This is a genomic window from Salinivibrio sp. PR932 (genome assembly GCF_001996125.1).
Classification (GTDB): Bacteria; Pseudomonadota; Gammaproteobacteria; order Enterobacterales; family Vibrionaceae; genus Salinivibrio; species Salinivibrio proteolyticus.
This window is the reverse complement of the sequence record NZ_MUFM01000011.1, coordinates 81,642-104,923: the sequence shown is the minus strand read 5'-3', so window position 1 is coordinate 104,923 and position 23,282 is coordinate 81,642. Positions and strand designations below refer to the sequence as shown.

Here is a 23,282-nt window from a genome sequence, read left to right as displayed (position 1 = left end):
GTCATGACACAAACAACCATGAAAGCGTTGGCGAAACTCAAAGCGGAGCCCGGCATTTGGATGACGGAGACCGAGCTTCCCGAGCTGGGGCACAACGATCTACTGATAAAGATTCGAAAAACGGCCATCTGTGGCACCGACGTGCACATTTACAAATGGGATGAGTGGTCGCAAAAGACCATTCCGGTGCCTATGGTGGTTGGCCATGAATATGTCGGTGAAGTAGTCGGCATTGGTCAGGAGGTACGCGGCTTCTCATTGGGTGACCGCGTATCGGGTGAAGGGCATATCACTTGTGGACACTGCCGCAACTGTCGCGGCGGTCGTACTCACCTGTGCCGCAACACCGTTGGTGTAGGCGTTAACCGTGAAGGTGCCTTCGCGGAGTATCTGGTGATCCCAGCGTTTAACGCGTTCAAAATCCCCGATGAGATCTCCGATGATTTAGCCTCGATTTTCGACCCATTCGGCAATGCCGTGCATACGGCGCTGTCCTTTGATTTGGTGGGCGAAGACGTGTTGATCACCGGCGCAGGGCCGATTGGCATCATGGCCGCTGCGGTGGCGCGTCATGTTGGGGCGCGTCATGTGGTGATCACCGATGTGAATGAATATCGCCTCGAGCTTGCTCGTAAGATGGGTGTTACACGTGCGGTCAATGTGGCTGAGTCATCTCTGGAGTCGGTAATGGCAGAGCTTGGCATGACGGAAGGCTTTGATGTTGGCCTCGAAATGTCTGGGGTGCCGGCGGCGTTTAATAGCATGCTGGCAGCCATGAACCACGGTGGCAAGATTGCGCTTCTTGGCATCCCACCGAGTGATATGGGCATTGATTGGAATCAGGTGATCTTTAAAGGGCTCGTGATCAAAGGTATCTACGGCCGCGAGATGTTCGAAACCTGGTACAAGATGGCATCGTTAATTCAATCTGGCTTGGATTTAACCCCGATCATCACCCATCACTACAGCGTGGATGACTTCCAACAAGGCTTTGATGTGATGTGTTCAGGGCAATCTGGCAAGGTGATCCTCGATTGGCAGCGTTAATGCCTCTGGTGTAGCAGCGCTGATGTACGCAAAACACCCGCACGCCCACCTATTTGGTGGGCGTTTTTAATCCAGCCAAGGGAGTGGATTGGTGGTGTTGCCTTTGCGGCGAATTTCGAAATACAAGGAAGGGGTGGATTGGCCACCGCTGTCGCCGACCAAGGCGATAGGCTCACCGGCGGTCACGGTATCGCCTACATCTTTTAGCAAGGCTTGGTTATAACCATACAAGGTCATGTCACCTTTACCGTGGTCTACGGCAATCAATAGGCCATAGCCACGCAACCAGCTCGATAGCACCACTTTACCCGCATGCGCCGCTTTCACTTCGGTGCCGCGCTTGGCGCCAATCACCACACCGTTCCAACTGACTTGGCCGGACTGACGTTCGCCAAAACGGTGTAATAACCTGCCTTTGACGGGCCAAGTAAGCTTGCCTTTGGCATTCGCAATCCCTGCCATCTTCACGGTGGCGCGTCGTGCCGCCGCGGCGATTTCTTCTTGTAAACGTTGTTTGTTCGCGTTGAGTTCCGCAAGGTAGGCACTGTCACTGGCAATTTGTGCGCGAATTTTTTTCGCCGTTTGACTTTGTGCGTTTTGCTCGCTTTCCAAATCCCGCTTTTTCTCTTGCAGTTCGGTGACTAAAGCAGACTGCTTATCGCGTTGTTGTTTCAATTGGTGCACGGTTAACTGATATTCGGTGCGTGTCGCGGCGAGGGACTCAATCGCAGCTTGACGAGACTGTGCCAAGGTTTCGGCATAGCGTGTGAGTCGGTCTAATTGTGCAATATCATCGCCACTGAGTAGTCGCTGGAGCTGATCGTTTTGGCCTTGACGGTATTGTGCGTCCAGTAAGTCGGCCAGTAAGGCTTGCTGGCCAATCATCTCCTGTTGGAGGCGGGACTGTTTTTTAGTGAGTGTCTCAATCTCGGCTTCTGTATCACCAAGAGCGCTCTGTGCAGAGCGAATCCGTTTCGATAGCGTTTCAATACGCGTGGCTTGCGCTTTTAAATCGCGTTGCAGGTGATTCAGTTTTTTGTTGTGTGCGGCCAATTGCGATTGTTGGCGAGCGATTTCATCACTGACCCCTTCCAACTGGGAATTGGCGCTCGTTGAAAAAGTGAGCAGGCACAGAAAAACGCCAGTGCACAAGGCACTGGCGCGGAGGGCTGTAAAAAAGCGTGTTCGTTTCTCCCGCATGAGAGGATTATTTCAGATCGAACACCGGCTTGCCAGTCATCTCTTCTGGAATCTCCATACCGGCCAAGGCCAGCATGGTTGGGGCCAGATCAGACAGCTTACCGCCTTCTTTCAACGTGATGTCTTTGCTGCCCACATACATCAGTGGCACTGGCAAATTGGTGTGCGCGGTGTAAGCGCCACCAGTGTTTGGATCCACCATCATCTCGGCGTTACCGTGATCGGCGGTGATCAGCATCTGGCCGTCCACTTCTTTAATCGCTTCAAGCACGCGACCAATGCAATGGTCTACCGCTTCACATGCCTTCACCGCAGCATCGTACACGCCAGTGTGGCCGACCATGTCGCCGTTCGGGTAGTTACAGATGATCATGTCGAACTTGCCAGACTTGATGGCCGCAACGAGCTTGTCAGTCAACTCTTCTGAGCTCATTTCAGGCTGCAGATCGTAGGTTGCTACTTTTGGTGAGGCAACCAACGCACGCTCTTCGCCTTCAAACACGGTCTCGATACCGCCGTTAAAGAAGAAAGTCACGTGAGCGTACTTCTCGGTTTCTGAGATACGCAGCTGGGTTTTGCCGTTTTTCGAGAGCCACTCACCCAAGGTGTTAGACAAGCTCTCTGGTGGGAAGGCGACCGTGGTATCGATGTCGGCCGCATATTCTGTCAGCATCACAAAGTCAGACAGCTCGGCGTATTTTTTACGCGTAAAGCCATCGAAATCCGGCATAAAGGCGCGGGTCATTTGACGCGCACGGTCGGCACGGAAGTTCATGAAGATCACTGCATCGCCGTCGTTGATGGTCGCTTTATTATCACCGTCGCGATAAATTTCGGTCGGCGCGACAAACTCATCGTTTTCTTCACGGGCGTACGCAGCCTCTAGGCCCTCAACCGCGCTGGTGGCAGCGAACTCGCCGTGGGCTTGGGTAAGCAGGTCATACGCGCGCTCAACACGGTCCCAGTTGTTGTCACGGTCCATCGCGTAGTAACGGCCCACCAAAGACGCAATACGGCCTTTACCGAGTTTGGCAAATAGGGCATCAAAACGCTCAAGTGATGCTTTGGCGCTGCGTGGTGGCGTATCACGCCCGTCGAGGAAGCAGTGCAGGTAGATTTGGTCGGCACCGCGTTCAGCGGCAAGCTCAACCATAGCCGCAATATGGTCTTCATGACTGTGTACACCGCCTGGCGACATCAGACCCATAATGTGAACCGCTTTACCTTTGTCTACCGCTTTATCAACCGCAGCAGTCAGCGCTGGCGTTTGGTTAAATTCACCATCTGCAATGGCTTTGGTGATCCGAGTCAAGTCTTGGTAAACCACGCGGCCAGCACCAATGTTCACGTGTCCCACTTCTGAGTTACCCATTTGCCCGTCCGGCAGGCCCACATCGAAACCTGATGCAGAGATCAAGGTGCTGTTAGCGGCCATCAGGCTATCGAGTACCGGGGTGTTGGCGTTGGTGATCGCATTATCGCTTTGTGGATCGCGATAACCCCAACCATCGAGAATCACCAGTGCGAGTGGTTTTTTTGCAGACATATTACGTCCTCTCAATTCAAGCTAAAGACTGACATTGGCTGCCATAAGACAACCACTGAGGCTTGATGCCGACCCGAGCTGAGCAGCAGCATGACTCAATGGTCATTGAATGAGCGTAATTTTACTACATTTTACGCCGCGATATGTAGGCTAAGATCAATTATCCCTGCTGACAAGTTGACCATTAGGCTTGCCAATACCCCTTGAGTCCCCTCATTATGGCGAAGATCCAGCCGGCTTGCGAATGGCTTTGCTCGATTTCTGCTATTGGTGAAACCTTCTTTCTTTTCAAGTTATTGAGCGGATGGGGAAAACCGTGCTAGTCATCTGGCAAGTGAGCGAGCGCGCGGATTTGCGCGGACAGGCTGTAAAACCATGGCGAGCAAGTTATACTCGACACCATTTTTCACCCCTTGATGGATTCTCGCGACGCGAGTCAGCAAGCAGTATAGAGCAAAGATTATGCAGGAATATATCGATTTCGTCTCCAACAACATGCTCCTCACTTTGGTTTGGGTAGGTTTGGCCGCAGCACTGCTGATGTCCTTAATTAAGCAGAAAACCGCGGCATACAAAGTGGTTGCGCCGAACCAAGCGGCGATCATCACCAACCGTGAAAACGGTGTGTTTGTCGATATCCGCAGTCGTGATGAGTACCGTGCTGGCCACATCACCGGTGCGATCAACCTCTTGCCGAGTGAAATCAAATCGAACTCACTGGGTGAGCTTGAAAAGCACAAAAATGACCCCATCATTGTGGTATGTAAAACAGGTCAAACGGCGGCAGAAAGCGCAAACCAGCTAGTCAAAGCTGGGTTTGACACTGTGTATGTACTGAAAGATGGTCTCACCTCTTGGAATGATGCCAATATGCCACTGGTTCGCGCCAAAAGCAGCAAGGGCAAAACTAAGAAGAAAAAGTGATCATCAACTCAAATATCGAGCGGTCGCATGACGCGGCGGCTCGCTTTTTTTAATGTGCTGGGCACATTGAGCCAATTTAAAGTAAGGATTAACCATCATGGCTGAAGCAGAAACCAATCAACAAGCCGAGCAAAACTTTGCAATCCAACGCGTGTTTTTGAAAGATGTGTCTTTCGAAGCGCCAAACTCGCCGGAAGTGTTCCAACAAGATTGGGCGCCAGACGTTAACTTGGATCTCGATACGCAAAGCCGTGAGCTAGGCGAAGGCATTTATGAAGTGGTTCTGCGCCTCACGGTGACAGTGAAAAACCAAGACAGCAATGCCTTCCTTTGTGAAGTGCAGCAAGGCGGTATTTTCTCAGTGACTGGCATGGAAGCGCCACAATTGGCACACTGCTTGGGTGCATTCTGCCCGAACATTCTTTTCCCGTATGCCCGTGAAACCATTTCAAGCTTGGTCGTCAAAGGCACCTTCCCGCAACTGAACCTAGCGCCTGTTAACTTTGATGCGCTGTTCATGAACTACTTGCAACAGCAAGCTGACGAGCAAAAAACCGAAGACGCGCAAGCGTAAGGATTGGCCATGACCACGTTGGCACCGACACAAGACGCTGCAATCACCGTACTAGGCGCAGGCTCTTACGGCACAGCACTGGCGATTTCACTTGCCAGAAACGGTGCCAATGTCGTGTTGTGGGGCCATGATCCCCTGCATATCGCGCAGCTTGAAACGGATCGTGCCAATCAGGCGTTTTTGCCTGACATCTCGTTTCCGGACTCATTGATCTTGTGTGCTGACTTAGCGGTGGCAGTGAATGCCAGCCGCGATTTGTTAGTTGTGGTACCCAGCCACGTCTTTGGTGATGTGCTGGGTAAGGTGAAGCCTTACCTACGTGCTGATTCTCGCGTGTGTTGGGCTACCAAAGGGCTTGAGCCAGAAACCGGACGCCTTTTACAAGAGGTGGCTCGGGAGCAACTGGGCGACAACATCCCGCTTGCGGTCTTGTCGGGTCCCACCTTCGCCAAAGAGCTGGCGGCAGGCTTGCCTACCGCGATTTCTGTGGCCTCTCCGGATGCGACATTTGTGAGTGAGTTACAAGACACCATTCACTGTCAGCACAGCTTTCGCGTTTATGGTAACCACGACTTCATCGGCATGCAGCTTGGCGGTGCGGTGAAGAATGTGATTGCGATTGGCGCAGGGATCTCCGATGGGATTGGCTTTGGCGCCAACGCGCGCACCGCACTGATCACCCGAGGGCTTGCTGAAATGACACGCTTGGGCGAGGCGCTCGGTGCGTCACGCGATACCTTTATGGGCATGGCTGGACTCGGTGATTTGGTGCTTACTTGTACCGATAACCAATCTCGAAATCGTCGCTTTGGCTTAGCGCTCGGGCAGGGCGAGGGCGTTCAAGACGCGCAAGATAAGATTGGTCAAGTGGTTGAAGGTTACCGCAATACCAAAGAAGTGTGGGCGCTGGCGCAACGCGCGGGTGTGGAAATGCCGATTGTCGAGCAAATCTATCAAGTCCTTTACCAAGGTAAAGCGGCTCAACAAGCAGCAAAAGACTTGCTCGCACGAGAGAAAAAGTCGGAATAATCGCCCAGCGAGTGCAGACATAAACGCGCGGGGTGAGAACCGCGCGTTTTTTTTATACACTGGCAGTGGCACTGGACGTATATGCGTCCTGGTTGTAGGTCATTTTTGTAAGGACGAAGGCAGTGAATAAGGCCAGAAAAGAATGCCAGCAACACCGCGTATGGCAAGCGGTGAAAAAGGAAGCGCGCGAGCATGCTGAACGCGAGCCGATGTTGGCGAGTTTTTACCATGCCACCATTATCAAGCACGACAACCTTGCCAGTGCGTTAAGTTATATTTTGGCGAACAAGCTATCGACCCCGTCGATGCCGTCGATGGCGGTGCGAGAGGTCATCGAAGAAGTCTATGCCAATGATGCTTGCGTGACGGAGTCAGCCGCCTGCGATATTTGTGCCACGGTAGAGCGTGATCCCGCGGTGGAGCTATATTCAACGCCACTTTTATACCTAAAAGGTTTTCATGCGTTGCAAGGCTTTCGCGTCGCGAATTGGTTATGGCGTCAGGGCCGTAAGGAGCTCGCCACCTATCTTCAAAATCAAATCTCGGTGACATGCCAAGTTGATGTGCACCCTGCTGCCTGTATCGGGCGTGGCATTATGTTTGACCATGCCACTGGCATTGTGATCGGCGAAACCGCGGTGATTGAAGACGATGTCTCTATCCTACAAGACGTGACCTTGGGCGGTACTGGTAAAGAAGGGGGCGATCGCCATCCAAAAGTCCGCACAGGGGTGATGATTGGCGCAGGGGCGAAGATTTTGGGCAATATCGATATTGGCGAAGGCGCGAAAATCGGTTCCTGCTCTGTGGTACTCAACCCTGTTCCGCCCCATACCACCGTGGCCGGTGTACCGGCGAAAATTGTGGGCCGACCCAGCTCGCATATGCCGTCTTTGGATATGGACCAAGAATTCAACGGCTCGCATAAAACCTTTATCTCTGGTGATGGGATCTAATCTAGCCGATAAAAAAACGGAGCCACTGGCTCCGTTTTTGTTCGCATATTGAACGAGATTAAAACAGCTTTTCTGCTACTTCGTACAAATCTTGGCGGAATGGACGCTTCATGTTTTCAATAGCGTCGATGATGTCGTGATGCACCATTTTATCGTTCTGAATACCCACACAACGGCCACCTTCACCTTGCTGGAGAAGATCGACGGCATACGCACCCATGCGGGATGCCAAAATACGGTCAAAAGCACCCGGTTGGCCGCCACGCTGGATATGGCCCAAGATGGTTGCACGGGTCTCGCGGCCGGTTTCGGTCTCGATAAACTTCGCCAGTTCGTTTACGTCGGTCATCAATTCTGTGATAGCGACAATGGCGTGTTTCTTACCCTTGTAGATCCCTTCTTTGATTTTCGACAGCAGTTTGTCTTTATCCAAGCCAGTCTCTGGGGTAATGATGTATTCGCAGCCACCCGCAACGGATGCCATCAAGGTGAGGTCACCACAATGGCGGCCCATCACTTCGACAATCGAGATACGTTGGTGAGAGGATGAGGTATCGCGCAGACGGTCAATCGCATCGATAACGGTGTTCAAGGCGGTCATGTAACCGATGGTGTAGTCAGTACCGGCTACATCGTTGTCAATAGTGCCGGGTAGGCCGATACAAGGATAGCCCATTTCAGTAAGCTTCTTGGCGCCCATGAATGAGCCGTCGCCGCCAATTACCACCAGTGCATCGATACCGTGCATCTTGAGGTTTTGGATCGCTTGTTCACGTACTTTCTCGTCCGCGAACTCAGGGAAGCGGGCTGAGCCTAAAAACGTACCGCCGCGGTTAATCACGTCGGAAACACTGGTGCGGTTAAGACGCTCAATGCGGTTTTGGTGTAAACCGAGAAAGCCATCATAGATGCCGTAAACTTCGAGTCCTTCGGTGAGTGCGCTACGTACCACTCCACGAATCGCTGCATTCATGCCCGGCGCATCGCCGCCACTGGTCAAAACACCAATTTTTCTAACCATGGTTACCCTCTGACTTTTGGTCAATTAGTTCGCGCCGATTGCGGTAATGGCAACCTATTTGCCCCAGTGAACCCGCAACGACTGTTGCTTAGACTGTAATTTTCCTACTTCTGTAATAGTATTACAATTACTGTCGCTAAAAAGTTGATACATGTCAGCCCTGTGGGCTTTTGTTCACTGCCGATGACGAGAATTGTGTGCGCTCTTTGTTCACCACGGACACGGGATCTTGGTGGATCATGATGTCCGCGCCGGGAAATGCAATGAGCAACCGGTCTTCCACTTCATCGGCAATGGTATGTGCATCTACTAAGGGTAGCTCGTCATCCAGCTCAATGTGCAGTTGGATAAACGTTGTCATCCCAGCTTGGCGTGTACGCAGCTGGTGGATCCCCCGCACACCCGCGACAGAGCTGGAAAGCACGGCGATGCGTTCCTGATCATCAAGCGGAATTTGCCGGTCGAGTAACGACTGGACTGCCTCGTAGGCCATTTTGATTGCTTGCCACAAAATAAAGCCACTGATCCCAATCGCGAACCAGGCGTCGGCTTGTGTCCATCCATACCAACTAAGGACCAATGCAATAATGATCGCCACATTCATCAGCAAATCTGACTGATAGTGCAGCGCATCGGCGCGAATCGCGGGGCTCGCGGTTTTACGAATTACCCACTTTTGAAACAGCACCAACCCCAAAGTCACGAGCGTTGCCCCCACACTCACAGCGACCCCGAGTTCAGGGGCTGCAATAGGTACAGGCTTGAACAAACGTTCAAGCCCACTGAGCAGCAAAAACGAGGCCGAACCGACAATAAAGGTTGATTGGGCTACGGCGGCTAATGACTCAGCCTTACCATGGCCAAAGCTGTGTTCATTGTCAGCCGGTTGCACGGCATAACGCACCACGACTAAGTTGGTTAATGAGGCGAGCAAGTCGAGTAGCGAGTCGACGAAGGAGGCGAGCACACTGACCGAGCCGGTCAGCCACCAAGCAATCAGCTTGGCGACCAGCAATAGGGTGGCGACGCAGGTTGCGGCCCAAGCAGCGGCCTCAACCCAGAAGGCATACTTTTTTGTCATACCAAGGGCAGAAGGTTAATAAATTCTGCCCTCAGTATATATCTCATTCACAGCAAACGTATGACACGACGCAGGTTTAACGTGAACAATCGCCTTTTTTGCCGTGATGACGATGATGCCCTTTGCCTTGTTTGTCATGCTTTTTATGCATGGCGTCAAAGAACGCGGTTTGCTGCTCCGGGGTGAGCACCTGCATCATCGCGTGTTGATGACGCGCATGGGCCACGCGGCGTTCAATATTCGGCTGTGGATGAGCCGACAATAAATCGCGCACCGCCTGCTCATTAAAGGTCTCTTGGGTCAATAAGGTTTTCATCTTTGCTTGAAAGTCGCCGCGTGCCTGCTGACGTTGAGTGCGATACTCATCACGCAGTGCTTGGAGTTGATTCTGTTGAGCCTCGGTTAAGTTCAGATCACGCCACATACCGCGGTCCATACCATCGCCAAAGTGGGGAGCGGCGAGGGTGGGCAGGGCAATGGCGGCTATTGCTAGGCCGATAGTGAAACGTTTCATTATTTTTCTCCGGTGGTGAGTGGTTACCTGTTTAGCTTACGGGCTGGGGTGTAAAGTCACGTTATTCGGTGTAAAGATGGGTAAAGTCACTCACCCGCGGGCGTAGCTATGATAGAACTACAGCTAATTGATAATGGGCAGAGAGTCTGATTGCCATGCAAGAGGTTTTGATCATCGATGATGATACCGCACTGACGGATTTACTCAGTGAGCTGCTCTCACTGGAGGGATTTTCGGTGCGTTGTGCGGATAATGGCCAAGCTGGCCTTGAGATGGCGAGAGCCTCGCCCCCTGACATTATTCTGCTTGATGTGATGATGCCGGTTTTGAACGGCATGGAAACCTTGCGTCAGCTGCGCGCCACATCCAACGTCGCGATCTTGATGCTCACGGCGCGAGGAGAAGAAGTAGACCGAGTGATGGGGCTCGAGCTGGGGGCGGATGACTATTTGGCTAAACCCTTTAGCGATCGCGAACTTTTGGCGCGAATGCGGGCCATTTTGCGCCGAACGCAGGTGATAAGCTTAGAGTCGGCACCGCCTGAAGATGAGCCGGTACTGGCCCATCATGATGTGCGAGTGTACCCGCGTCGATTAGAGACGGTGTGCCAAGATAAACCCGTGGCGTTGACCGGTATGGAAACCGAAATGTTGGCCTGTTTGCTTCATCACCCCGGTGAAGTGGTAAGTAAAGCCTTGTTAAGTGAGCAGGTGCTAGGAAAGCGACTAATGCCCTTTGACCGTGCAGTCGATGTGCATATTTCCAATTTGCGTAAGAAGCTGCCAGAGCGCCTTGATGGCAAACCTAGGATTAAAACCCTAAGGGGTAAGGGCTATCTATGGGTCGACTAGGTCTCTGGCGTCGCCAGCTCGCCGAGCGCTGGTCTCGGGTGCCCTTTCTCGGAAGTTTATACGGTCGGGTTTTTGTCATTTTCTGGCTGACGCTGCTGGCGGTGTTGGCGGCGGTTATTTGGGCACAGCGAGAGGATCCGCGTAGCTTGCATGCCATTCCCTCGCCGGAAAAAGCTCGTATCCAGGCCCAACTGGAACAATTGGTAGCAATCTCACAACAGCGTGAGATTCCAATTGCGATGATGGTTGCACGTCAGAATCAACATCGCGGTCATCGTCGCACGCCCTATAAGTTGTATTGGGTGCCTGATAGCGCGACATTAGGATCTTTGCCACGCGAATTACGCCATTTTATATCGCAAACCACCGACACCGACGCGCCGATGCAGCGCCTTTATCACCGCAATATGTTAGCCGGCCCTTTCCCCGTCACTACCGCGCGTGAAGCCGGAACCTTTTATCATGCTCGGCGTTGGCAACCCAAGCTGCCGTTTGTGCTTAAAATTTTGGAAAAACCGCAGCACTTATTAGTGGTGACCATGTTGGTCAGTACCCCTTTGTTGCTCTGGTTGGCATATACCTTGACGCGTCCCGCGCGTCGGTTTCAAACCGCGAGTCAGCGGGTCGCCAAGGGGCAGTTGGTGATTGACCCTACCCTTGAGCAAGGCCCCAAAGAGTTTCGCGATGCAGGTCGAGGCTTTAACCAAATGGTGACTGCGCTTAATCAGATGGTGACTGGGCAGCAACAACTGGTGTCAGATATTTCCCATGAGTTGCGCTCACCTCTGACGCGATTACAAATGGCACGCGCCTTGGCTGCGCGTGAATTGGGCGATAGCGAGGTATTAGCGCGGATTGAACGGGAAGCGAGCCAATTGGAAGCCTTGATCAGTGAGTTGCTCACCTTGTCACGACTGCAATCGCAAGGACACCTTGAACGCGAATCCATCAGTGCTCAAGTACTCTGGCAATCGGTTGTTGACGATGCCCAATTTGAAGCGGGGCAGCAAGGTAAACAGATCGAGGCGACTCCCTTTCCTGATGTCGCATTAACCGTCAATGTGCGCTTAGCCCGCAGTGCGCTCGACAATGTGCTGCGTAATGCGATTCGCTACGCCAATAAACACGTCTGCCTATCGGTCACGAGCGAGCAAGCGGGGTTAAATATTGAGATTCAGGACGATGGCCCCGGCGTTCCTGAGACCATGCTGACTGATATTTTCCGCCCCTTTTATCGCGTGTCTGCCGCGCGAGACCGTCAATCGGGCGGTACTGGGCTTGGGCTGGCGATTACCGCACAAGCCGTACAGCAGCATGGTGGCCAAGTCAGTGCCGCGAACCATCCACAAGGTGGACTCGTGGTGTGCTTGCAATGGCCGAGTGGTTAATATTGCGCAATCTACCAGCGGTTGCGACAATACCTGCCTTGCTTACTTTGGTAATGAACTCTCATGTTTGATATAGCGCTTTACGAGCCTGAAATTGCCCCTAATACGGGGAATATCATTCGTCTTTGTGCCAACTGTGGTGCGAACTTGCATTTGATTGAGCCGCTTGGCTTTGATCTAGAAGAAAAGAAAGTCCGTCGTGCGGGACTGGATTATCATGATCTTGCCCGAGTGACACGTCATAAAGACTATGCGGCGTTTGCAAACGCGATGGCGGGTCGTCGGATCTTTGCGTGTACCACCAAAGCCACCCAGTTTCATACGGAGGCGACGTTTGCGGACGGTGATGTGTTGTTGTTTGGGCCAGAAACGCGCGGCTTGCCTGATGCGTTGATCCAAGCATTACCCGACGCGCAGCGGTTACGTATTCCCATGCAGCCAGAGGCACGTAGCCTAAACCTGTCTAATGCCGTGGCCATTATTGGCTATGAAGCGTGGCGGCAATTAGGTTTTACCGGCGCACAATAAAAAACGTCCCCAGATTGGGGACGTTTTGTTAGACGTTTAGCGTCAGTCGCTTACGCTTTTTTCGCTTCAGCCGCTGCTTTAGCGATAGCGGCAAAGCCCGCTGCGTCAAGCGCGGCACCGCCAACTAGCGCGCCGTCGATATCCGGCATCGCGAATAACTCTGCAGCATTTCCTGCTTTTACTGAACCGCCGTACTGAATCACAACCTTGCTTGCGACGTCTTCGCTGTAAGACGCAATGTGCTTACGAATGGCCGCGTGGATTTCTTGAGCCTGTTCTGCCGTTGCAGCTTTACCCGTACCGATCGCCCAAATAGGTTCATAGGCAATGATCGCACCGTTCAGCGCTTCAACACCTTGTGATTGGATCACTGCGTCAAGCTGACGTGCACAGACAGCAAGGGTTTCGCCCGCTTCGTTTTGCGCTTCGGACTCACCGATACAAAGTACTGGCGTGAGGCCATTTTCTTTCAAGAAAGCGAATTTCTGCGCGACAAATTCGTCAGATTCTTGGTGATATTCACGACGCTCTGAGTGGCCGATAATAATATGGGTGGCACCAAAGTCTTTCAGCATCTCTGCAGAGATATCACCGGTGAATGCGCCGCTGTTGTGTGTGTCGACGTTTTGCGCACCAAGCTTAATGGCGCTATCCGCCAGCAGTTGTTCGGCTTGAGCCAAATACATGACCGGTGGCGCAACAGCAACGTCCACACCTTCCACGCCTTTAAGTTCAGCGTTCAGGCCGTTAAGCAGTTCAGTGACCATGGCTTTGCTGCCATTGAGTTTCCAGTTACCCATTACCAATGGACGGCGCATAGGAATTCCTCCGCGGTTTAGTTGATTTGAAGTCAAAAGATGTAAAGAAGGTAGTCTATTGTAGCGCGGCCTTCTCTGTTTAAAATCATAGAATGGCGAGAATGCCTTCGTTTTTACGCGTTTTATTGGCAAAAGTGAACCGCTAAGTAGTAAATTTTCATCATTTTGTGGCACGTCTGGCCAGTGAACTGTGATGGTCTCGCTAGAGTGGTGGTGAAAAATCCGGCACCATAGCCTTTCTCAATAACAAGGAGTGTGTGATGCCGCATTTAATCATGGAATACACAGAATCGGTTTCTGAACGAGTGAACATCGATCAGGTGGTGGAGGCCTTACATCAAGCTGCCATCGCCAGTGAGGTGTTTGAGCCGGCGGCGCTAAAGTCGCGAGCCGTGCCTTGCGGCGTATGGCGGGTTGGAGAACAAGCCGACCGTGGTGATTTTATTCATGTCGAATTTCGCTTGCTCGATGGGCGAACTGTGGCGCAAAAGCAAGCCATTAGCCAAGCGCTGGTTGACGTGTTATCCCGCCATGCTAGTCACGTGAGCAGTTTGACGGTTGAAATTCGTGATATGGAAACCAAAAGCTACAGCAAGCGGGTCGCGTCAGCGGTGGTTTGACCGATGATAAAGCGGTAACGGGTGGATGCTCCACCCGAGCCGGTTTGGACGTTATTCGCCAGCGCGTGCGCTTTGTCGTGCGGCTTGGCCGACGCGAAAGTCCATGATCTCAGCGTTGTGGCTACGTAGCGATTCGGGTGATTCAAAGGCGGTGGCAAAGCGTGAGTATTGCTTTGACAGCGCTTGAAATAACATGACGTTCACGTGCAGTGGGTTTTTGCCATGTTCTATCACGCGGTTGATGTGGCTTAGCATGGCGTGGAGCTGTGGTTGCGTGGCATGTGAGGCATTGGCAATCACTTCTTCACTCATCTTGAGGCGCAAAGCTTCTAAAGCTTTTGGATCGGACTGGGCCAAAGCGGCCAGTTCATCAAAAGAAGGTAGCGTCTTCATAAGTTACTCCTTTGTACGCCGTCGGTCAGATGACCGCATTACCAAGGCGTATGAATAACTATGAGTCGGGGGCGTGGGGGGATCAAATTCAGGGTGTCTGAGCCACTTGGCGCTCTGAACGGGAAAGCAGACTGTGGCACAAACAATCCCCTGAAAAATGACCGCTTTTTAGTGCTTATTTTTAACTATAAAAATACAACGGGTTACCGTATGCACCCCAGCAAAGGGGCGCAACGACTTACCAATAGTGCTCAGTGGTAATATTACCGGGCTTACGGCGTAGGTTTTTGCTTAATCCTTTGCCTTCCAAAATGCTCTTCACTTCTTTGACCATCGCCGGGTTCCCGCACAGCATCACTTGACTATGTTCGGGCTGAAGCGGCAGCCCAACCACACGCTCGAGCAAGCCATCTTCCAACGCATGGGTGATCCGTCCAGAAAGGGCGCCCGCGGTGGGCTCGCGACTCACGAACGGTTGCACGACTAACTGATCGGGGTATTTTTCTTGCAGTGCGTTGATGCGCGCTTGATAGGTCAGATCCGCCGCGAATCTTACCGCATGCACCAAGATAACCTTTCTAAACCGTGACCAAACGTCCCCTTGCTCCATAATCGACAGATAAGGACCAATGGCGGTACCGGTGGCGAGCATCCACAAATGTTGGCCTTGCGGCACTTCATCCAAGGTAAAGTAGCCCGCGGGATCTTTGGTGATCATCACGGTTTCACCCGGCTCTAGCGCATGCAGTCGCGGCGACATGAGTCCATCGGCGACACGTGTGGCATAGACTTCGTGATACTTACTTTGAGGAGGGTTAACAAACGAGTAGGCGCGTTGAATGAGTTTACCGTCGATCTCCATCCCCAGTTTTGTAAACTGGCCGGCGGTAAAGGGTTCAATAGGGGCGGATAACACCAGGCTGAAGAGATCCTTCGTCCAATGTTGGTTCTCCACAACTTCAGCCTTGATCCAAGTGGCCATATTACCTCCTCACGTCTTTTCTCCGATTCGATATGTACAGCGACGTTGCCCGGACACGATGTGCTCTTCGCGCTCGATACGGTAAGCGTTACCTAAAAGGCGTTGAAATAATTGTATTTCTGAACGGCAAAGCGCCGGACACGTTTTGGCTGCGTGGCAGATAGGGCAGTGATGTTCAATCAATATGTAGTCGGCGCCATCCTGTTGGAGCTCGGCCATATACCCCTCGCTCTCTCTAAGATACGCCAAGGTTTGCAATTTAGCCTCTAAATTATCGCAATCTTTTAGTGCATCTTGATATTGCGCAAGGGTTCGCGCTTCTCGTTGCGCGATCACTTTTTCGACGCCTTGCTCGCCAAACACGTCTTGGACGGAGTCAATCAAGGTGATCGACAGATCGTTATGACTATCTGCAAAACGGCTATGACCACTAGCGGTGAGCGACCAGTGGCGGGTGGGGCGGCCCACTTTGGCGCGCACATCTTCGAAATCAACCAGCCCGTCTCGCTCAAGGCTCTGTAAGTGTTGGCGCACGCCCATCGTGGTCATCCCCAGCGATTGCGCGAGGGTTTTTGCGCTGACACTGCCTTCTCGTTTAAGGGTATCGAGAATGCGATCGGTAGACTTGATGGTAGTGATAGTGATTACCCCAATACGCTGCCCAGCAGCACACAACTAAATAAAGCAAAGTGTTTATAAAAGGGTAATCGAAATCAATCCACTTGACCAGTGAGGGCAGCACATTGGCTGCCCGCTGAGTTATAAGATGTGATGCTTGATGGCGTCGTCTTTGCGGCTTAAATAGTGGGTCGAGTGGATGCGGCGTATGGTACGACATTGACCGCGTACCACCAGGGTTTCTGTGGTGGCCAGATCGCCTTGGCGACTAATGCCATCTAGCAAGTCCCCTTTGGTGATCCCAGTGGCGGCAAAGACAACGTTATCGCTGCTCGCCATGTCGGATAACGTCAGTACTTGGTGGGCTTGGATGCCCATTTCTTGGCAACGGGCTAATTCTTGCTCACCAAAAGCGCGGTTTTCTGGGGTATCGTCTTTGACTTCGTGGCGAGGGAGCAAACGTCCTTGCATGTCGCCGCCTAAGGCGCGAATAACGGCGGCTGACACCACACCTTCCGGCGCACCGCCAATGCCGACCATCACATCTACTTCGCTTTCCGGCATGCAGGTAAGAATTGAGGCGGCCACGTCGCCATCGGGAAAGGCGAAAACTCGGATCCCGCGTTGCTGCATAGTGGCGATGATGGCGTCATGGCGAGGCTTTGCCAAGGTGGCGACGACCAGCGTATCTAGGGTTTTACCTAGGGCGATGGCGATATTTTCTAAGTTCTCGAGCAGGGGCTTGTGCAGATCAATGGCACCTTTGGCGCCCGGTCCCACTACCAGTTTTTCCATGTACATATCCGGCGCTTTTAAAAAGCTACCTTTCTCGCCGGCGGCCAGTACCGCCAAGGCATTCGCTTGCCCCATGGCCGTCATGCGTGTGCCTTCAATCGGATCGACGGCAATATCGACCGCGTCGCCGCCCAAGCCGACTTGTTCGCCGATATAGAGCATCGGCGCGTCGTCAATTTCGCCCTCGCCAATCACAATTTCACCATCAATCTCGGTGAGGTTCAGTAAGGTACGCATCACGGCAACGGCTGCACCATCCGCTGCATTTTTATCGCCACGGCCTAGCCATTTATAACCGGCAAGGGCGGCGCCTTCGGTGACACGAGAGAAAGCCAGTGCGAGATCGCGTTTCATGAGTACTCCAAGATAAAAGCCACAAAAACTGGTCAGCCCAGTGAGCGCGCGCCAGTTTACCAGAAATAGAAAACGTTTGCGTACGCCTGTGAGCAGAGGATATGTGGAAATACACGTCAGGCGGATCAGGAATAACACCAAATATGCTGGATTTTTGTGCACTTGTGCGTTGGCAAGGCGCGAGAACAGTGGCAGTCTAGCGTGCGCTCGGTACAATAACAGCGGGGTGCACAATCACGTTGCACGGGTTGCTGCTGATGTCAGTAGTAACGGGATCAATCGTCAGAAATAAGGTGGCCTTGATGTCATTGGAAGTATTAGAACAACTCGAAGCAAAAGTACAAATGGCGGTGGATACCATTTCGCTGCTGCAAATGGAAATCGAAGAGCTGAAAGAAAAGAATGACGCGCTAGAGCGTGATGCAGCCTCGGTGAAAGAAAGCCGTGAAAGCCTCGAGCAAGAAAACGCCAAACTGCGTGAAGAGCAAGAAGCGTGGCAAAACCGTATTCGTAGCTTGCTGGGCAAGATTGAGAACGTCGAATAAACAAAAACAGAGCCGATTGGCTCTGTTTTTCTATCCGCGTGAGGCGACGTATTAGTCGTCGTCTTCCTCGTCATCAACGTCGACGCTGTCCATGGTGAGCGCGTCGGGTGAGAGGATCACGCCAGTCGTATCTGCATAGACATGATCGTCCGGGAGGAAAGTCACACCGCCAAAGTTGACGGGAACGTCGGTTTCCCCTGTGCCTTGTTCATCCGCGCCGACCGGAATCGATGCCAGTGCTTGAATACCGATATCAAGCTCATCAATAGTATCGACATCACGGACGCAGCCATACACAATCATACCTGCCCAATCGTTATCAGCAGCAAGCTGTGCAATTTCGCCATCAATCAACGCACGGCGCAGTGAGCCACCGCCATCAATCAACATGATCCGTTGCTGACCGTCTTGTTCAGCAAGCTCGCGGATAAGGCCATTATCCTCAAAGCATTTAACGGTTGTAATCTGGCCACCAAACGCACTGCGGCCCCCGTAAGAGCTAAACATTGGCTCCACGACATCCACTTGGTCAAGATACATGTCGCATAGTTCCGAGGTATTGTATTCCATAGTCTAACTTCTTGTTGAGGCAGAAAAAGGCTGACAACATGCGGTTGCCAACAAGGCTAGTCCAAGTATAACGGGCCGATAAGGCTTTGCAATGCAAAAGGGGACAATCTGTGCCCTGATTACACCAACAGCATACCGGTCATAAAAAGGCCATTGGTGACCAGTGCACAACGTACCATGTTTCCCATCATGGGGCGCAATGCGGTGGCGCTTGCGGCTTGATACACTTCACGGCCATGGCGAATCAATAAGGGAACGCCGGCGAGAAACAACCATCCCAGCCAAGCTTGGAAGGTGAGCGCGGCAAACAGCGAATAGCAAACCACGGCACTGGCAAGCAAAATTACATGATACTGGCGACCGCGATGTGGGCCTAACCGTACCACAAGCGTATGTTTGCCACAGGCGCGATCGTTATCAATGTCGCGTAGGTTATTGATGTTGAGCACTCCCACTGCGAGTAAGCCGCATGCGGTGGCGGGGAGGATAACTAGCGAGTCAATGTGTCCAACTTGTAAATAGTAGGTCCCAGCGACACCCAGCCAACCGAAAAACATCAACACGGAGAGATCCCCCAGCCCACGATAGCCATAGGGTTTATTGCCTACGGTGTAGGTAATGGCCGCCACAATGGCCATGACACCGAGTAGCAGAAAACTGACGATATCAGTGGGTTGTTGGCAGGCAATGGCAATTAAACTGCCGCCACTGATGAGCGTGAGTAGTACGTTGAGGATGAGTGCACGCCGCATGGTGGCAACACTCACGTGTCCTGACTGAATGGCGCGCATTGGGCCAAGGCGCGCAGCGTTATCTGTCCCTTTCACCGCATCGCCATAATCATTGGCGAGGTTAGACAAAATCTGCAGTAATAACGCAGTGACCAAAGCCATGGCGCTAATCGACCAAGAAAGACGCCCTTGTGAAGCGGCGACCGCGCTGCCACATAAAATAGAGGTAATGGCAAGGGGCAAGGTCTTGGGCCGAGCGGCATCAAGCCAAATAGCCAAAGTGGATTGAGTCATACAGACACTCTCGACGAAAAGACAATATCGCCATTATCGCTTAAGCGTGTAAGTGGGCAACGGGAAGGGTGAGGAAATTCGACTTCCGTTTGCGTCAGCGCAAACTTTTATGCAAAAAAGGGCAGCGTTTGCTGCCCTTGATATCGGTGTGGATTAGAGAATAAAGCGGCTGAGATCTTCGTCATCCACCAGCTCTTCAAGGTGGCTACGCACGTACTCGGCATCCACTGTCACGCTTTGACCGGCGCGCTCGCTGGCTTCGTACGAGACGTCTTCCATCAAACGCTCCATCAGTGTATGCAGACGACGAGCACCGATGTTTTCGGTTTTCTCGTTCACGCGCCAAGCGGCAGAGGCGAGCTCATCGATACCACTTTCTTCAAACGCCAGATCAATCTCTTCGGTTTTCAGCAAGGCGGTATATTGCTGGGTGAGCGAGGCGTTTGGCTCGGTGAGGATACGCTTGAAGTCATGAGTTGATAGGGCTTCAAGCTCAACACGGATGGGCAGACGGCCTTGCAGCTCTGGGATCAGATCAGACGGACGTGACACTTGGAATGCGCCTGAAGCGATAAACAGGATATGATCGGTTTTGATCATGCCGTGTTTGGTCGAGACCGTACTGCCTTCCACTAACGGCAATAGATCACGTTGCACCCCTTCGCGCGATACGTCACCGCCGCTGGTGTTACCGGATTTACAAATCTTATCGATTTCATCAATAAAGACGATGCCATTGTTTTCCACCGCATGAATGGCTTGTTCTTTGATGTCATCATGATTGACCAGCTTGGCCGCTTCCTCTTCGGTCAACACCTTCATCGCGTCTTTGATTTTCATCTTGCGCTTTTTGGTGGTGTTGCCTGCCAAGTTTTGGAACATGCCTTGTAGCTGGTTGGTCATTTCTTCCATGCCAGGAGGCGACATAATCTCAACGCCCATTTGGGGGGCGGCGACATCGACTTCCACTTCTTTATCATCAAGCTGGCCTTCGCGTAATTTTTTACGGAAGCTTTGCCGTGTTGAAGAGTCCTCTTGGCTGGCCTCATTTTGGCCCCATGCGTCACGTGCGGGTGGCAGCAAGATATCGAGGATACGATCTTCAGCTTGTTCTTCAGCGCGGAATTTTACCTTTTCCATCGCTTGCTGCTGGGTCATATTCATCGCCACATCCGCCAGATCGCGAATAATGGTTTCCACCTCTTTCCCGACATAACCCACTTCGGTGAACTTGGTAGCTTCCACCTTGATAAAAGGCGCGTTGGCAAGGCGTGCCAACCGGCGAGCGATCTCCGTTTTACCCACACCGGTTGGACCAATCATCAAGATGTTTTTCGGGGTGACTTCCGCACGCAGCTCTTCGGCAAGCTGCATTCGGCGCCAGCGGTTTCGCAGTGCGATCGCCACCGCACGTTTGGCATTGTCTTGACCGATAATGTGACGGTCAAGCTCATGCACGATTTCGCGTGGAGTCATTTCAGACATCACTAATCCTGTTTCTTACTCTCGAGTTCTTCAACGGTGTGCTGCTGGTTAGTAAACACACATATATCACCGGCGATGGTTAGCGCTTTCTCTGCGATCTCGCGGGCATCTAACGCCGTGTTTTCAAGCATAGCAACGGCGGCGGCTTGGGCATAGTTGCCGCCAGAGCCAATGGCGATCAAGTCGCGCTCTGGTTCAACCACATCGCCGTTACCGGTAATGATCAATGAGGCGGTTTCATCGGCGACCGCCAGTAGGGCCTCTAATCGACGTAGCGCGCGATCAGTTCGCCATTCTTTAGCCAGTTCAACGGCCGCTTTGGTTAGGTGCCCTTGGTGTAATTCAAGCTTGCGCTCGAAGCGCTCAAATAAGGTGAAGGCATCAGCAGTGCCGCCAGCAAATCCGGCGAGAACTTGGCCGTTATACAAACGACGGACTTTTCGGGCATTGCCTTTCATCACGGTATTGCCGAGTGACACTTGGCCATCGCCAGCAATAACCACTTTACCTTCGCGACGAACGGAAACGATTGTAGTCACGGGAACCTCTTTCTTTGTGTCTGGTACACCAGGTGGGTGATTAATGTAAGAGGTTGGGCTTTGCCGCTCACTTTTCAAGGGGAGAAGGAAGGATTTCAATCAAGGCTGGGCAAGGAATAGACTTGGCCCAGCCGATAAAATGTGGCGCTGTTATTCCCAGTACCAAATAGCACAAGGCTCAACCCCGGCGCGGCGGAGCATATTACGGTCACGCTCTGCTTGACGCTTGCGTGGGTAAGGACCCAATACCACCCGGTACCAGGTGCCTTTTTCTCCTTGGCTTATCTTGATTTGGCTTTCTAGCCCTTGAAAAGCGATGATCGCTTTACGTTCATTTGCCTGCTCTTGACTGCGGTACGCACCGCATTGCATCAGGTAAGGACGCGTGGATTGCGGCAATGCTTTGGCCTTCACTTCCACCTCTTTACTCTCCAGCTCTTCGATGTAACTCCATTTTTCTTCAGGCTTTTTAGGCAGATGTGCCTTCTTGCTCTGCGTGGAAGGCTGAGGCTGTGCGTCTGTTGCCGGTTTAGGCGCGGGTGCGTCGGTATTGCTTAATAGGTACAGGCCATAACCAAACGCGCCAACCAAACAGACAGCAAGCAACGCCCATTTTAATGGGAAACGAGCACGCGCTTTAGGTGGTTGGCGGCGGGTATTTTTTTTACGTGGTGCTTTACCACGTTTTACGTAGTCACGAGTTGCCACAGCAAATATTCAATTTCAAAAAGCCAGTAAAGCGCTCATGTTACTGGCTTCGACTCGTGCTGACCAGTCTTACTACCGAGACGGTGGGGCAACGCTCTCACGGATCACTAATTTGGCATCTAAAAGCCGTGATCCTGCATTCACTTCACGCCCTTGTAAGGTGTTGAGCAGCATTAACATCGCCTGACGACCAATGTCGTAGCGAGGTTGGGAGACAGTGGTCAGGGGAGGATCGCAATATTCGGCGAATTGGATGTCATCAAACCCTACAATCGAAATATCTTGCGGCACGCGCATGCCTAGGCGCTTTGCTTGTTGCATGGCACCGACGGCCATCACATCACAATGACAGAATACCGCGGTGGGAGGCTCAGGGAGGGACAATAGATTGGTCATTGCCCGCGCCCCAGAGGCAAAACTGAAATCTCCCACCACGCTGTAGGCTGGGTTGACTGTAATCCCCGCGCGCTGCAGGGCCTGCTGATAGCCTTGTGAGCGGAATTGCGTCAGTGCGGTTTCCGGCACCCCAGTAATATTGGCAATACGGGTGTGGCCGACTTGGGTGAGGTAATTGACCGCCTCAAAAGCGGCAGTCAGGTTGTCGATATGCACCGTCGGCAATTCAAGATCCGGGGCATATTCACATGCCATCACAAGCGGAGGGAGATTTTTCTGCTCGGGCTTACTGACATCAAAGGGGACATCGGAGCCCAGTAGGAGCATGCCATCTGCCTGTTTGGTAAAAACCAAGTTGACGAATGAGTTTTCGCGGTGGTGTTGTTGGGCACTATCTCCGAGCAAAACCAGGTAACCGTGCTCCATCGCCGCTTCTTCGATCCCGCGGATGATCTCACTAAAGTAAGGATCGCAGATGTCTGGGACAATCGCGACGATGGTTTTGGACTCGTTGCGGCGTAGGTTACGTGCAAGTGAGTTAGGGGAATAGCCAGCTTCTACGACCGCTTGCTCAACCTTTTTACGGGTTGTGGCCGAGACCTTCTCAGGGTTCATCAGCGCGCGAGAGACGGTTGCTGTGGATACACCGGCAATGTGGGCAACGTCCTTCATTGTCGCCATAATGACAGTCCTCTTGTTATCTGTATTGTGAGATCAGACAGTTATTAGCTCGTCTGACCTGTTCTCTTAGCCAATTGCGGCCTTATTCTACCTA

General features: G+C 52.4%; 25 protein-coding genes and 1 pseudogene. 10 read left to right on the top strand and 16 right to left on the bottom strand.

Annotated elements, in window-relative coordinates:
* Nucleotides 1-18 precede the first annotated feature (18 nt).
* Nucleotides 19-1,047, top strand: a complete 1,029-nt coding sequence (gene tdh, locus BZG84_RS07755; protein WP_101494759.1) for an L-threonine 3-dehydrogenase — start codon at nt 19-21, stop codon at nt 1,045-1,047.
* A 66-nt stretch (nt 1,048-1,113) separates the two neighbouring features.
* Here tdh and BZG84_RS07750 read toward each other — a convergent pair whose 3' ends face one another.
* Nucleotides 1,114-2,142, bottom strand: a complete 1,029-nt coding sequence (locus tag BZG84_RS07750) for a murein hydrolase activator EnvC family protein (protein WP_338012744.1) — start codon at nt 2,140-2,142, stop codon at nt 1,114-1,116.
* Between the two features lie 112 nt (nt 2,143-2,254).
* On the bottom strand, nt 2,255-3,793 hold the full coding sequence (gene gpmM, locus BZG84_RS07745) for a 2,3-bisphosphoglycerate-independent phosphoglycerate mutase (RefSeq protein ID WP_077678120.1): 1,539 nt from the start codon (nt 3,791-3,793) through the stop codon (nt 2,255-2,257).
* A gap of 462 nt (nt 3,794-4,255) precedes the next feature.
* Here gpmM and BZG84_RS07740 point away from each other — a divergent pair, with 462 nt between their 5' ends.
* The 4 genes from BZG84_RS07740 (at nt 4,256) to cysE (ending at nt 7,276) form a co-directional block, all read left to right on the top strand.
* A complete protein-coding gene (locus BZG84_RS07740; RefSeq protein ID WP_077479530.1) occupies nt 4,256-4,717 on the top strand; it encodes a rhodanese-like domain-containing protein in 462 nt (153 codons plus the stop codon).
* Nucleotides 4,718-4,814: 97 nt separating this feature from the next.
* Nucleotides 4,815-5,291 (top strand): protein-export chaperone SecB, encoded by a 477-nt coding sequence (gene secB / locus BZG84_RS07735; RefSeq protein WP_069590868.1) that lies wholly within the window; start codon nt 4,815-4,817, stop codon nt 5,289-5,291.
* A 9-nt stretch (nt 5,292-5,300) separates the two neighbouring features.
* Complete coding sequence (gene gpsA, locus BZG84_RS07730; RefSeq protein ID WP_077678119.1) at nt 5,301-6,320, top strand: NAD(P)H-dependent glycerol-3-phosphate dehydrogenase; 1,020 nt, start codon at nt 5,301-5,303, stop codon at nt 6,318-6,320.
* 122 nt (nt 6,321-6,442) lie between these two features.
* Nucleotides 6,443-7,276: a serine O-acetyltransferase gene (cysE, locus tag BZG84_RS07725; RefSeq protein ID WP_069590864.1), complete on the top strand. Its 834-nt coding sequence runs from the start codon at nt 6,443-6,445 to the stop codon at nt 7,274-7,276.
* A 58-nt stretch (nt 7,277-7,334) separates the two neighbouring features.
* Here the strand turns inward: cysE and pfkA are convergent, their stop codons facing one another.
* The 3 genes from pfkA to BZG84_RS07710 form a co-directional block, all read right to left on the bottom strand.
* Nucleotides 7,335-8,297 carry a 6-phosphofructokinase gene (gene pfkA, locus BZG84_RS07720; RefSeq protein WP_069590862.1) on the bottom strand — a complete coding sequence of 321 codons (963 nt, stop codon included), beginning with the start codon at nt 8,295-8,297 and terminating at the stop codon, nt 7,335-7,337.
* Between the two features lie 154 nt (nt 8,298-8,451).
* A complete protein-coding gene (gene fieF / locus BZG84_RS07715) occupies nt 8,452-9,378 on the bottom strand; it encodes a CDF family cation-efflux transporter FieF (RefSeq protein WP_077479527.1) in 927 nt (308 codons plus the stop codon).
* Nucleotides 9,379-9,454: 76 nt separating this feature from the next.
* Nucleotides 9,455-9,892 (bottom strand): Spy/CpxP family protein refolding chaperone, encoded by a 438-nt coding sequence (locus tag BZG84_RS07710; protein WP_077479526.1) that lies wholly within the window; start codon nt 9,890-9,892, stop codon nt 9,455-9,457.
* Nucleotides 9,893-10,047: 155 nt separating this feature from the next.
* Between BZG84_RS07710 and BZG84_RS07705 the strand changes: the two genes are divergently transcribed.
* From BZG84_RS07705 to BZG84_RS07695, 3 genes are all read left to right on the top strand, one after another.
* Nucleotides 10,048-10,743, top strand: coding sequence for a response regulator (locus tag BZG84_RS07705; protein WP_077479525.1), 696 nt, complete (start codon nt 10,048-10,050; stop codon nt 10,741-10,743).
* Complete coding sequence (cpxA, locus tag BZG84_RS07700; RefSeq protein WP_077479524.1) at nt 10,731-12,131, top strand: envelope stress sensor histidine kinase CpxA; 1,401 nt, start codon at nt 10,731-10,733, stop codon at nt 12,129-12,131. The genes BZG84_RS07705 and cpxA overlap by 13 nt, the downstream gene beginning before the upstream one ends.
* A gap of 63 nt (nt 12,132-12,194) precedes the next feature.
* Entirely contained in the window at nt 12,195-12,659 is a 465-nt protein-coding gene (locus tag BZG84_RS07695; protein ID WP_077479523.1) for a tRNA (cytidine(34)-2'-O)-methyltransferase, read from the top strand.
* A gap of 50 nt (nt 12,660-12,709) precedes the next feature.
* On the opposite strand, the gene tpiA is transcribed toward BZG84_RS07695, so the two are convergent.
* Nucleotides 12,710-13,477, bottom strand: coding sequence for a triose-phosphate isomerase (gene tpiA / locus BZG84_RS07690; RefSeq protein WP_077479522.1), 768 nt, complete (start codon nt 13,475-13,477; stop codon nt 12,710-12,712).
* 260 nt (nt 13,478-13,737) lie between these two features.
* Between tpiA and BZG84_RS07685 the strand changes: the two genes are divergently transcribed.
* Nucleotides 13,738-14,097, top strand: a complete 360-nt coding sequence (locus BZG84_RS07685) for a 5-carboxymethyl-2-hydroxymuconate Delta-isomerase (RefSeq protein WP_069590851.1) — start codon at nt 13,738-13,740, stop codon at nt 14,095-14,097.
* 51 nt (nt 14,098-14,148) lie between these two features.
* On the opposite strand, the gene BZG84_RS07680 is transcribed toward BZG84_RS07685, so the two are convergent.
* From BZG84_RS07680 to glpX, 4 genes are all read right to left on the bottom strand, one after another.
* Nucleotides 14,149-14,490 carry a DUF3135 domain-containing protein gene (locus tag BZG84_RS07680; protein ID WP_077455092.1) on the bottom strand — a complete coding sequence of 114 codons (342 nt, stop codon included), beginning with the start codon at nt 14,488-14,490 and terminating at the stop codon, nt 14,149-14,151.
* Between the two features lie 238 nt (nt 14,491-14,728).
* A complete protein-coding gene (locus BZG84_RS07675) occupies nt 14,729-15,472 on the bottom strand; it encodes a ferredoxin--NADP reductase (protein ID WP_077479521.1) in 744 nt (247 codons plus the stop codon).
* A 9-nt stretch (nt 15,473-15,481) separates the two neighbouring features.
* Entirely contained in the window at nt 15,482-16,102 is a 621-nt protein-coding gene (locus BZG84_RS07670) for a helix-turn-helix transcriptional regulator (RefSeq protein ID WP_069590905.1), read from the bottom strand.
* 129 nt (nt 16,103-16,231) lie between these two features.
* Entirely contained in the window at nt 16,232-17,239 is a 1,008-nt protein-coding gene (gene glpX / locus BZG84_RS07665; RefSeq protein WP_077479520.1) for a class II fructose-bisphosphatase, read from the bottom strand.
* Between the two features lie 302 nt (nt 17,240-17,541).
* On the opposite strand from glpX, the gene zapB reads away from it, so the two are divergent.
* Nucleotides 17,542-17,784: a cell division protein ZapB gene (gene zapB, locus BZG84_RS07660; RefSeq protein WP_069590841.1), complete on the top strand. Its 243-nt coding sequence runs from the start codon at nt 17,542-17,544 to the stop codon at nt 17,782-17,784.
* Nucleotides 17,785-17,835: 51 nt separating this feature from the next.
* Here zapB and rraA read toward each other — a convergent pair whose 3' ends face one another.
* From rraA to cytR, 6 genes and pseudogenes are all read right to left on the bottom strand, one after another.
* On the bottom strand, nt 17,836-18,354 hold the full coding sequence (gene rraA, locus BZG84_RS07655) for a ribonuclease E activity regulator RraA (RefSeq protein ID WP_077479519.1): 519 nt from the start codon (nt 18,352-18,354) through the stop codon (nt 17,836-17,838).
* 119 nt (nt 18,355-18,473) lie between these two features.
* A complete protein-coding gene (locus tag BZG84_RS07650; RefSeq protein ID WP_077479518.1) occupies nt 18,474-19,379 on the bottom strand; it encodes a 1,4-dihydroxy-2-naphthoate polyprenyltransferase in 906 nt (301 codons plus the stop codon).
* Between the two features lie 153 nt (nt 19,380-19,532).
* Nucleotides 19,533-20,864, bottom strand: a complete 1,332-nt coding sequence (hslU, locus tag BZG84_RS07645; protein WP_077678118.1) for an HslU--HslV peptidase ATPase subunit — start codon at nt 20,862-20,864, stop codon at nt 19,533-19,535.
* Between the two features lie 2 nt (nt 20,865-20,866).
* Nucleotides 20,867-21,403, bottom strand: a complete 537-nt coding sequence (gene hslV / locus BZG84_RS07640; protein ID WP_069361883.1) for an ATP-dependent protease subunit HslV — start codon at nt 21,401-21,403, stop codon at nt 20,867-20,869.
* 150 nt (nt 21,404-21,553) lie between these two features.
* Nucleotides 21,554-22,111 carry an SPOR domain-containing protein gene (locus BZG84_RS07635; protein ID WP_046074733.1) on the bottom strand — a complete coding sequence of 186 codons (558 nt, stop codon included), beginning with the start codon at nt 22,109-22,111 and terminating at the stop codon, nt 21,554-21,556.
* 72 nt (nt 22,112-22,183) lie between these two features.
* A pseudogene (gene cytR, locus BZG84_RS07630) lies at nt 22,184-23,194 on the bottom strand (DNA-binding transcriptional regulator CytR); the annotation flags it as partial.
* Nucleotides 23,195-23,282 lie beyond the last annotated feature (88 nt).

Coding starts and splice junctions, on each gene's coding strand:
- tdh (WP_101494759.1), top strand. CDS start 19: ATGAAAGCGTTGGCGAAACTCAAAGCGGAGCCCGGCATTTGGATGACG.
- gpmM (WP_077678120.1), bottom strand. CDS start 3,793: ATGTCTGCAAAAAAACCACTCGCACTGGTGATTCTCGATGGTTGGGGT.
- BZG84_RS07740 (WP_077479530.1), top strand. CDS start 4,256: ATGCAGGAATATATCGATTTCGTCTCCAACAACATGCTCCTCACTTTG.
- secB (WP_069590868.1), top strand. CDS start 4,815: ATGGCTGAAGCAGAAACCAATCAACAAGCCGAGCAAAACTTTGCAATC.
- gpsA (WP_077678119.1), top strand. CDS start 5,301: ATGACCACGTTGGCACCGACACAAGACGCTGCAATCACCGTACTAGGC.
- pfkA (WP_069590862.1), bottom strand. CDS start 8,297: ATGGTTAGAAAAATTGGTGTTTTGACCAGTGGCGGCGATGCGCCGGGC.
- fieF (WP_077479527.1), bottom strand. CDS start 9,378: ATGACAAAAAAGTATGCCTTCTGGGTTGAGGCCGCTGCTTGGGCCGCA.
- BZG84_RS07710 (WP_077479526.1), bottom strand. CDS start 9,892: ATGAAACGTTTCACTATCGGCCTAGCAATAGCCGCCATTGCCCTGCCC.
- BZG84_RS07705 (WP_077479525.1), top strand. CDS start 10,048: ATGCAAGAGGTTTTGATCATCGATGATGATACCGCACTGACGGATTTA.
- cpxA (WP_077479524.1), top strand. CDS start 10,731: ATGGGTCGACTAGGTCTCTGGCGTCGCCAGCTCGCCGAGCGCTGGTCT.
- BZG84_RS07695 (WP_077479523.1), top strand. CDS start 12,195: ATGTTTGATATAGCGCTTTACGAGCCTGAAATTGCCCCTAATACGGGG.
- tpiA (WP_077479522.1), bottom strand. CDS start 13,477: ATGCGCCGTCCATTGGTAATGGGTAACTGGAAACTCAATGGCAGCAAA.
- BZG84_RS07685 (WP_069590851.1), top strand. CDS start 13,738: ATGCCGCATTTAATCATGGAATACACAGAATCGGTTTCTGAACGAGTG.
- BZG84_RS07680 (WP_077455092.1), bottom strand. CDS start 14,490: ATGAAGACGCTACCTTCTTTTGATGAACTGGCCGCTTTGGCCCAGTCC.
- BZG84_RS07675 (WP_077479521.1), bottom strand. CDS start 15,472: ATGGCCACTTGGATCAAGGCTGAAGTTGTGGAGAACCAACATTGGACG.
- glpX (WP_077479520.1), bottom strand. CDS start 17,239: ATGAAACGCGATCTCGCACTGGCTTTCTCTCGTGTCACCGAAGGCGCC.
- zapB (WP_069590841.1), top strand. CDS start 17,542: ATGTCATTGGAAGTATTAGAACAACTCGAAGCAAAAGTACAAATGGCG.
- rraA (WP_077479519.1), bottom strand. CDS start 18,354: ATGGAATACAATACCTCGGAACTATGCGACATGTATCTTGACCAAGTG.
- BZG84_RS07650 (WP_077479518.1), bottom strand. CDS start 19,379: ATGACTCAATCCACTTTGGCTATTTGGCTTGATGCCGCTCGGCCCAAG.
- hslU (WP_077678118.1), bottom strand. CDS start 20,864: ATGTCTGAAATGACTCCACGCGAAATCGTGCATGAGCTTGACCGTCAC.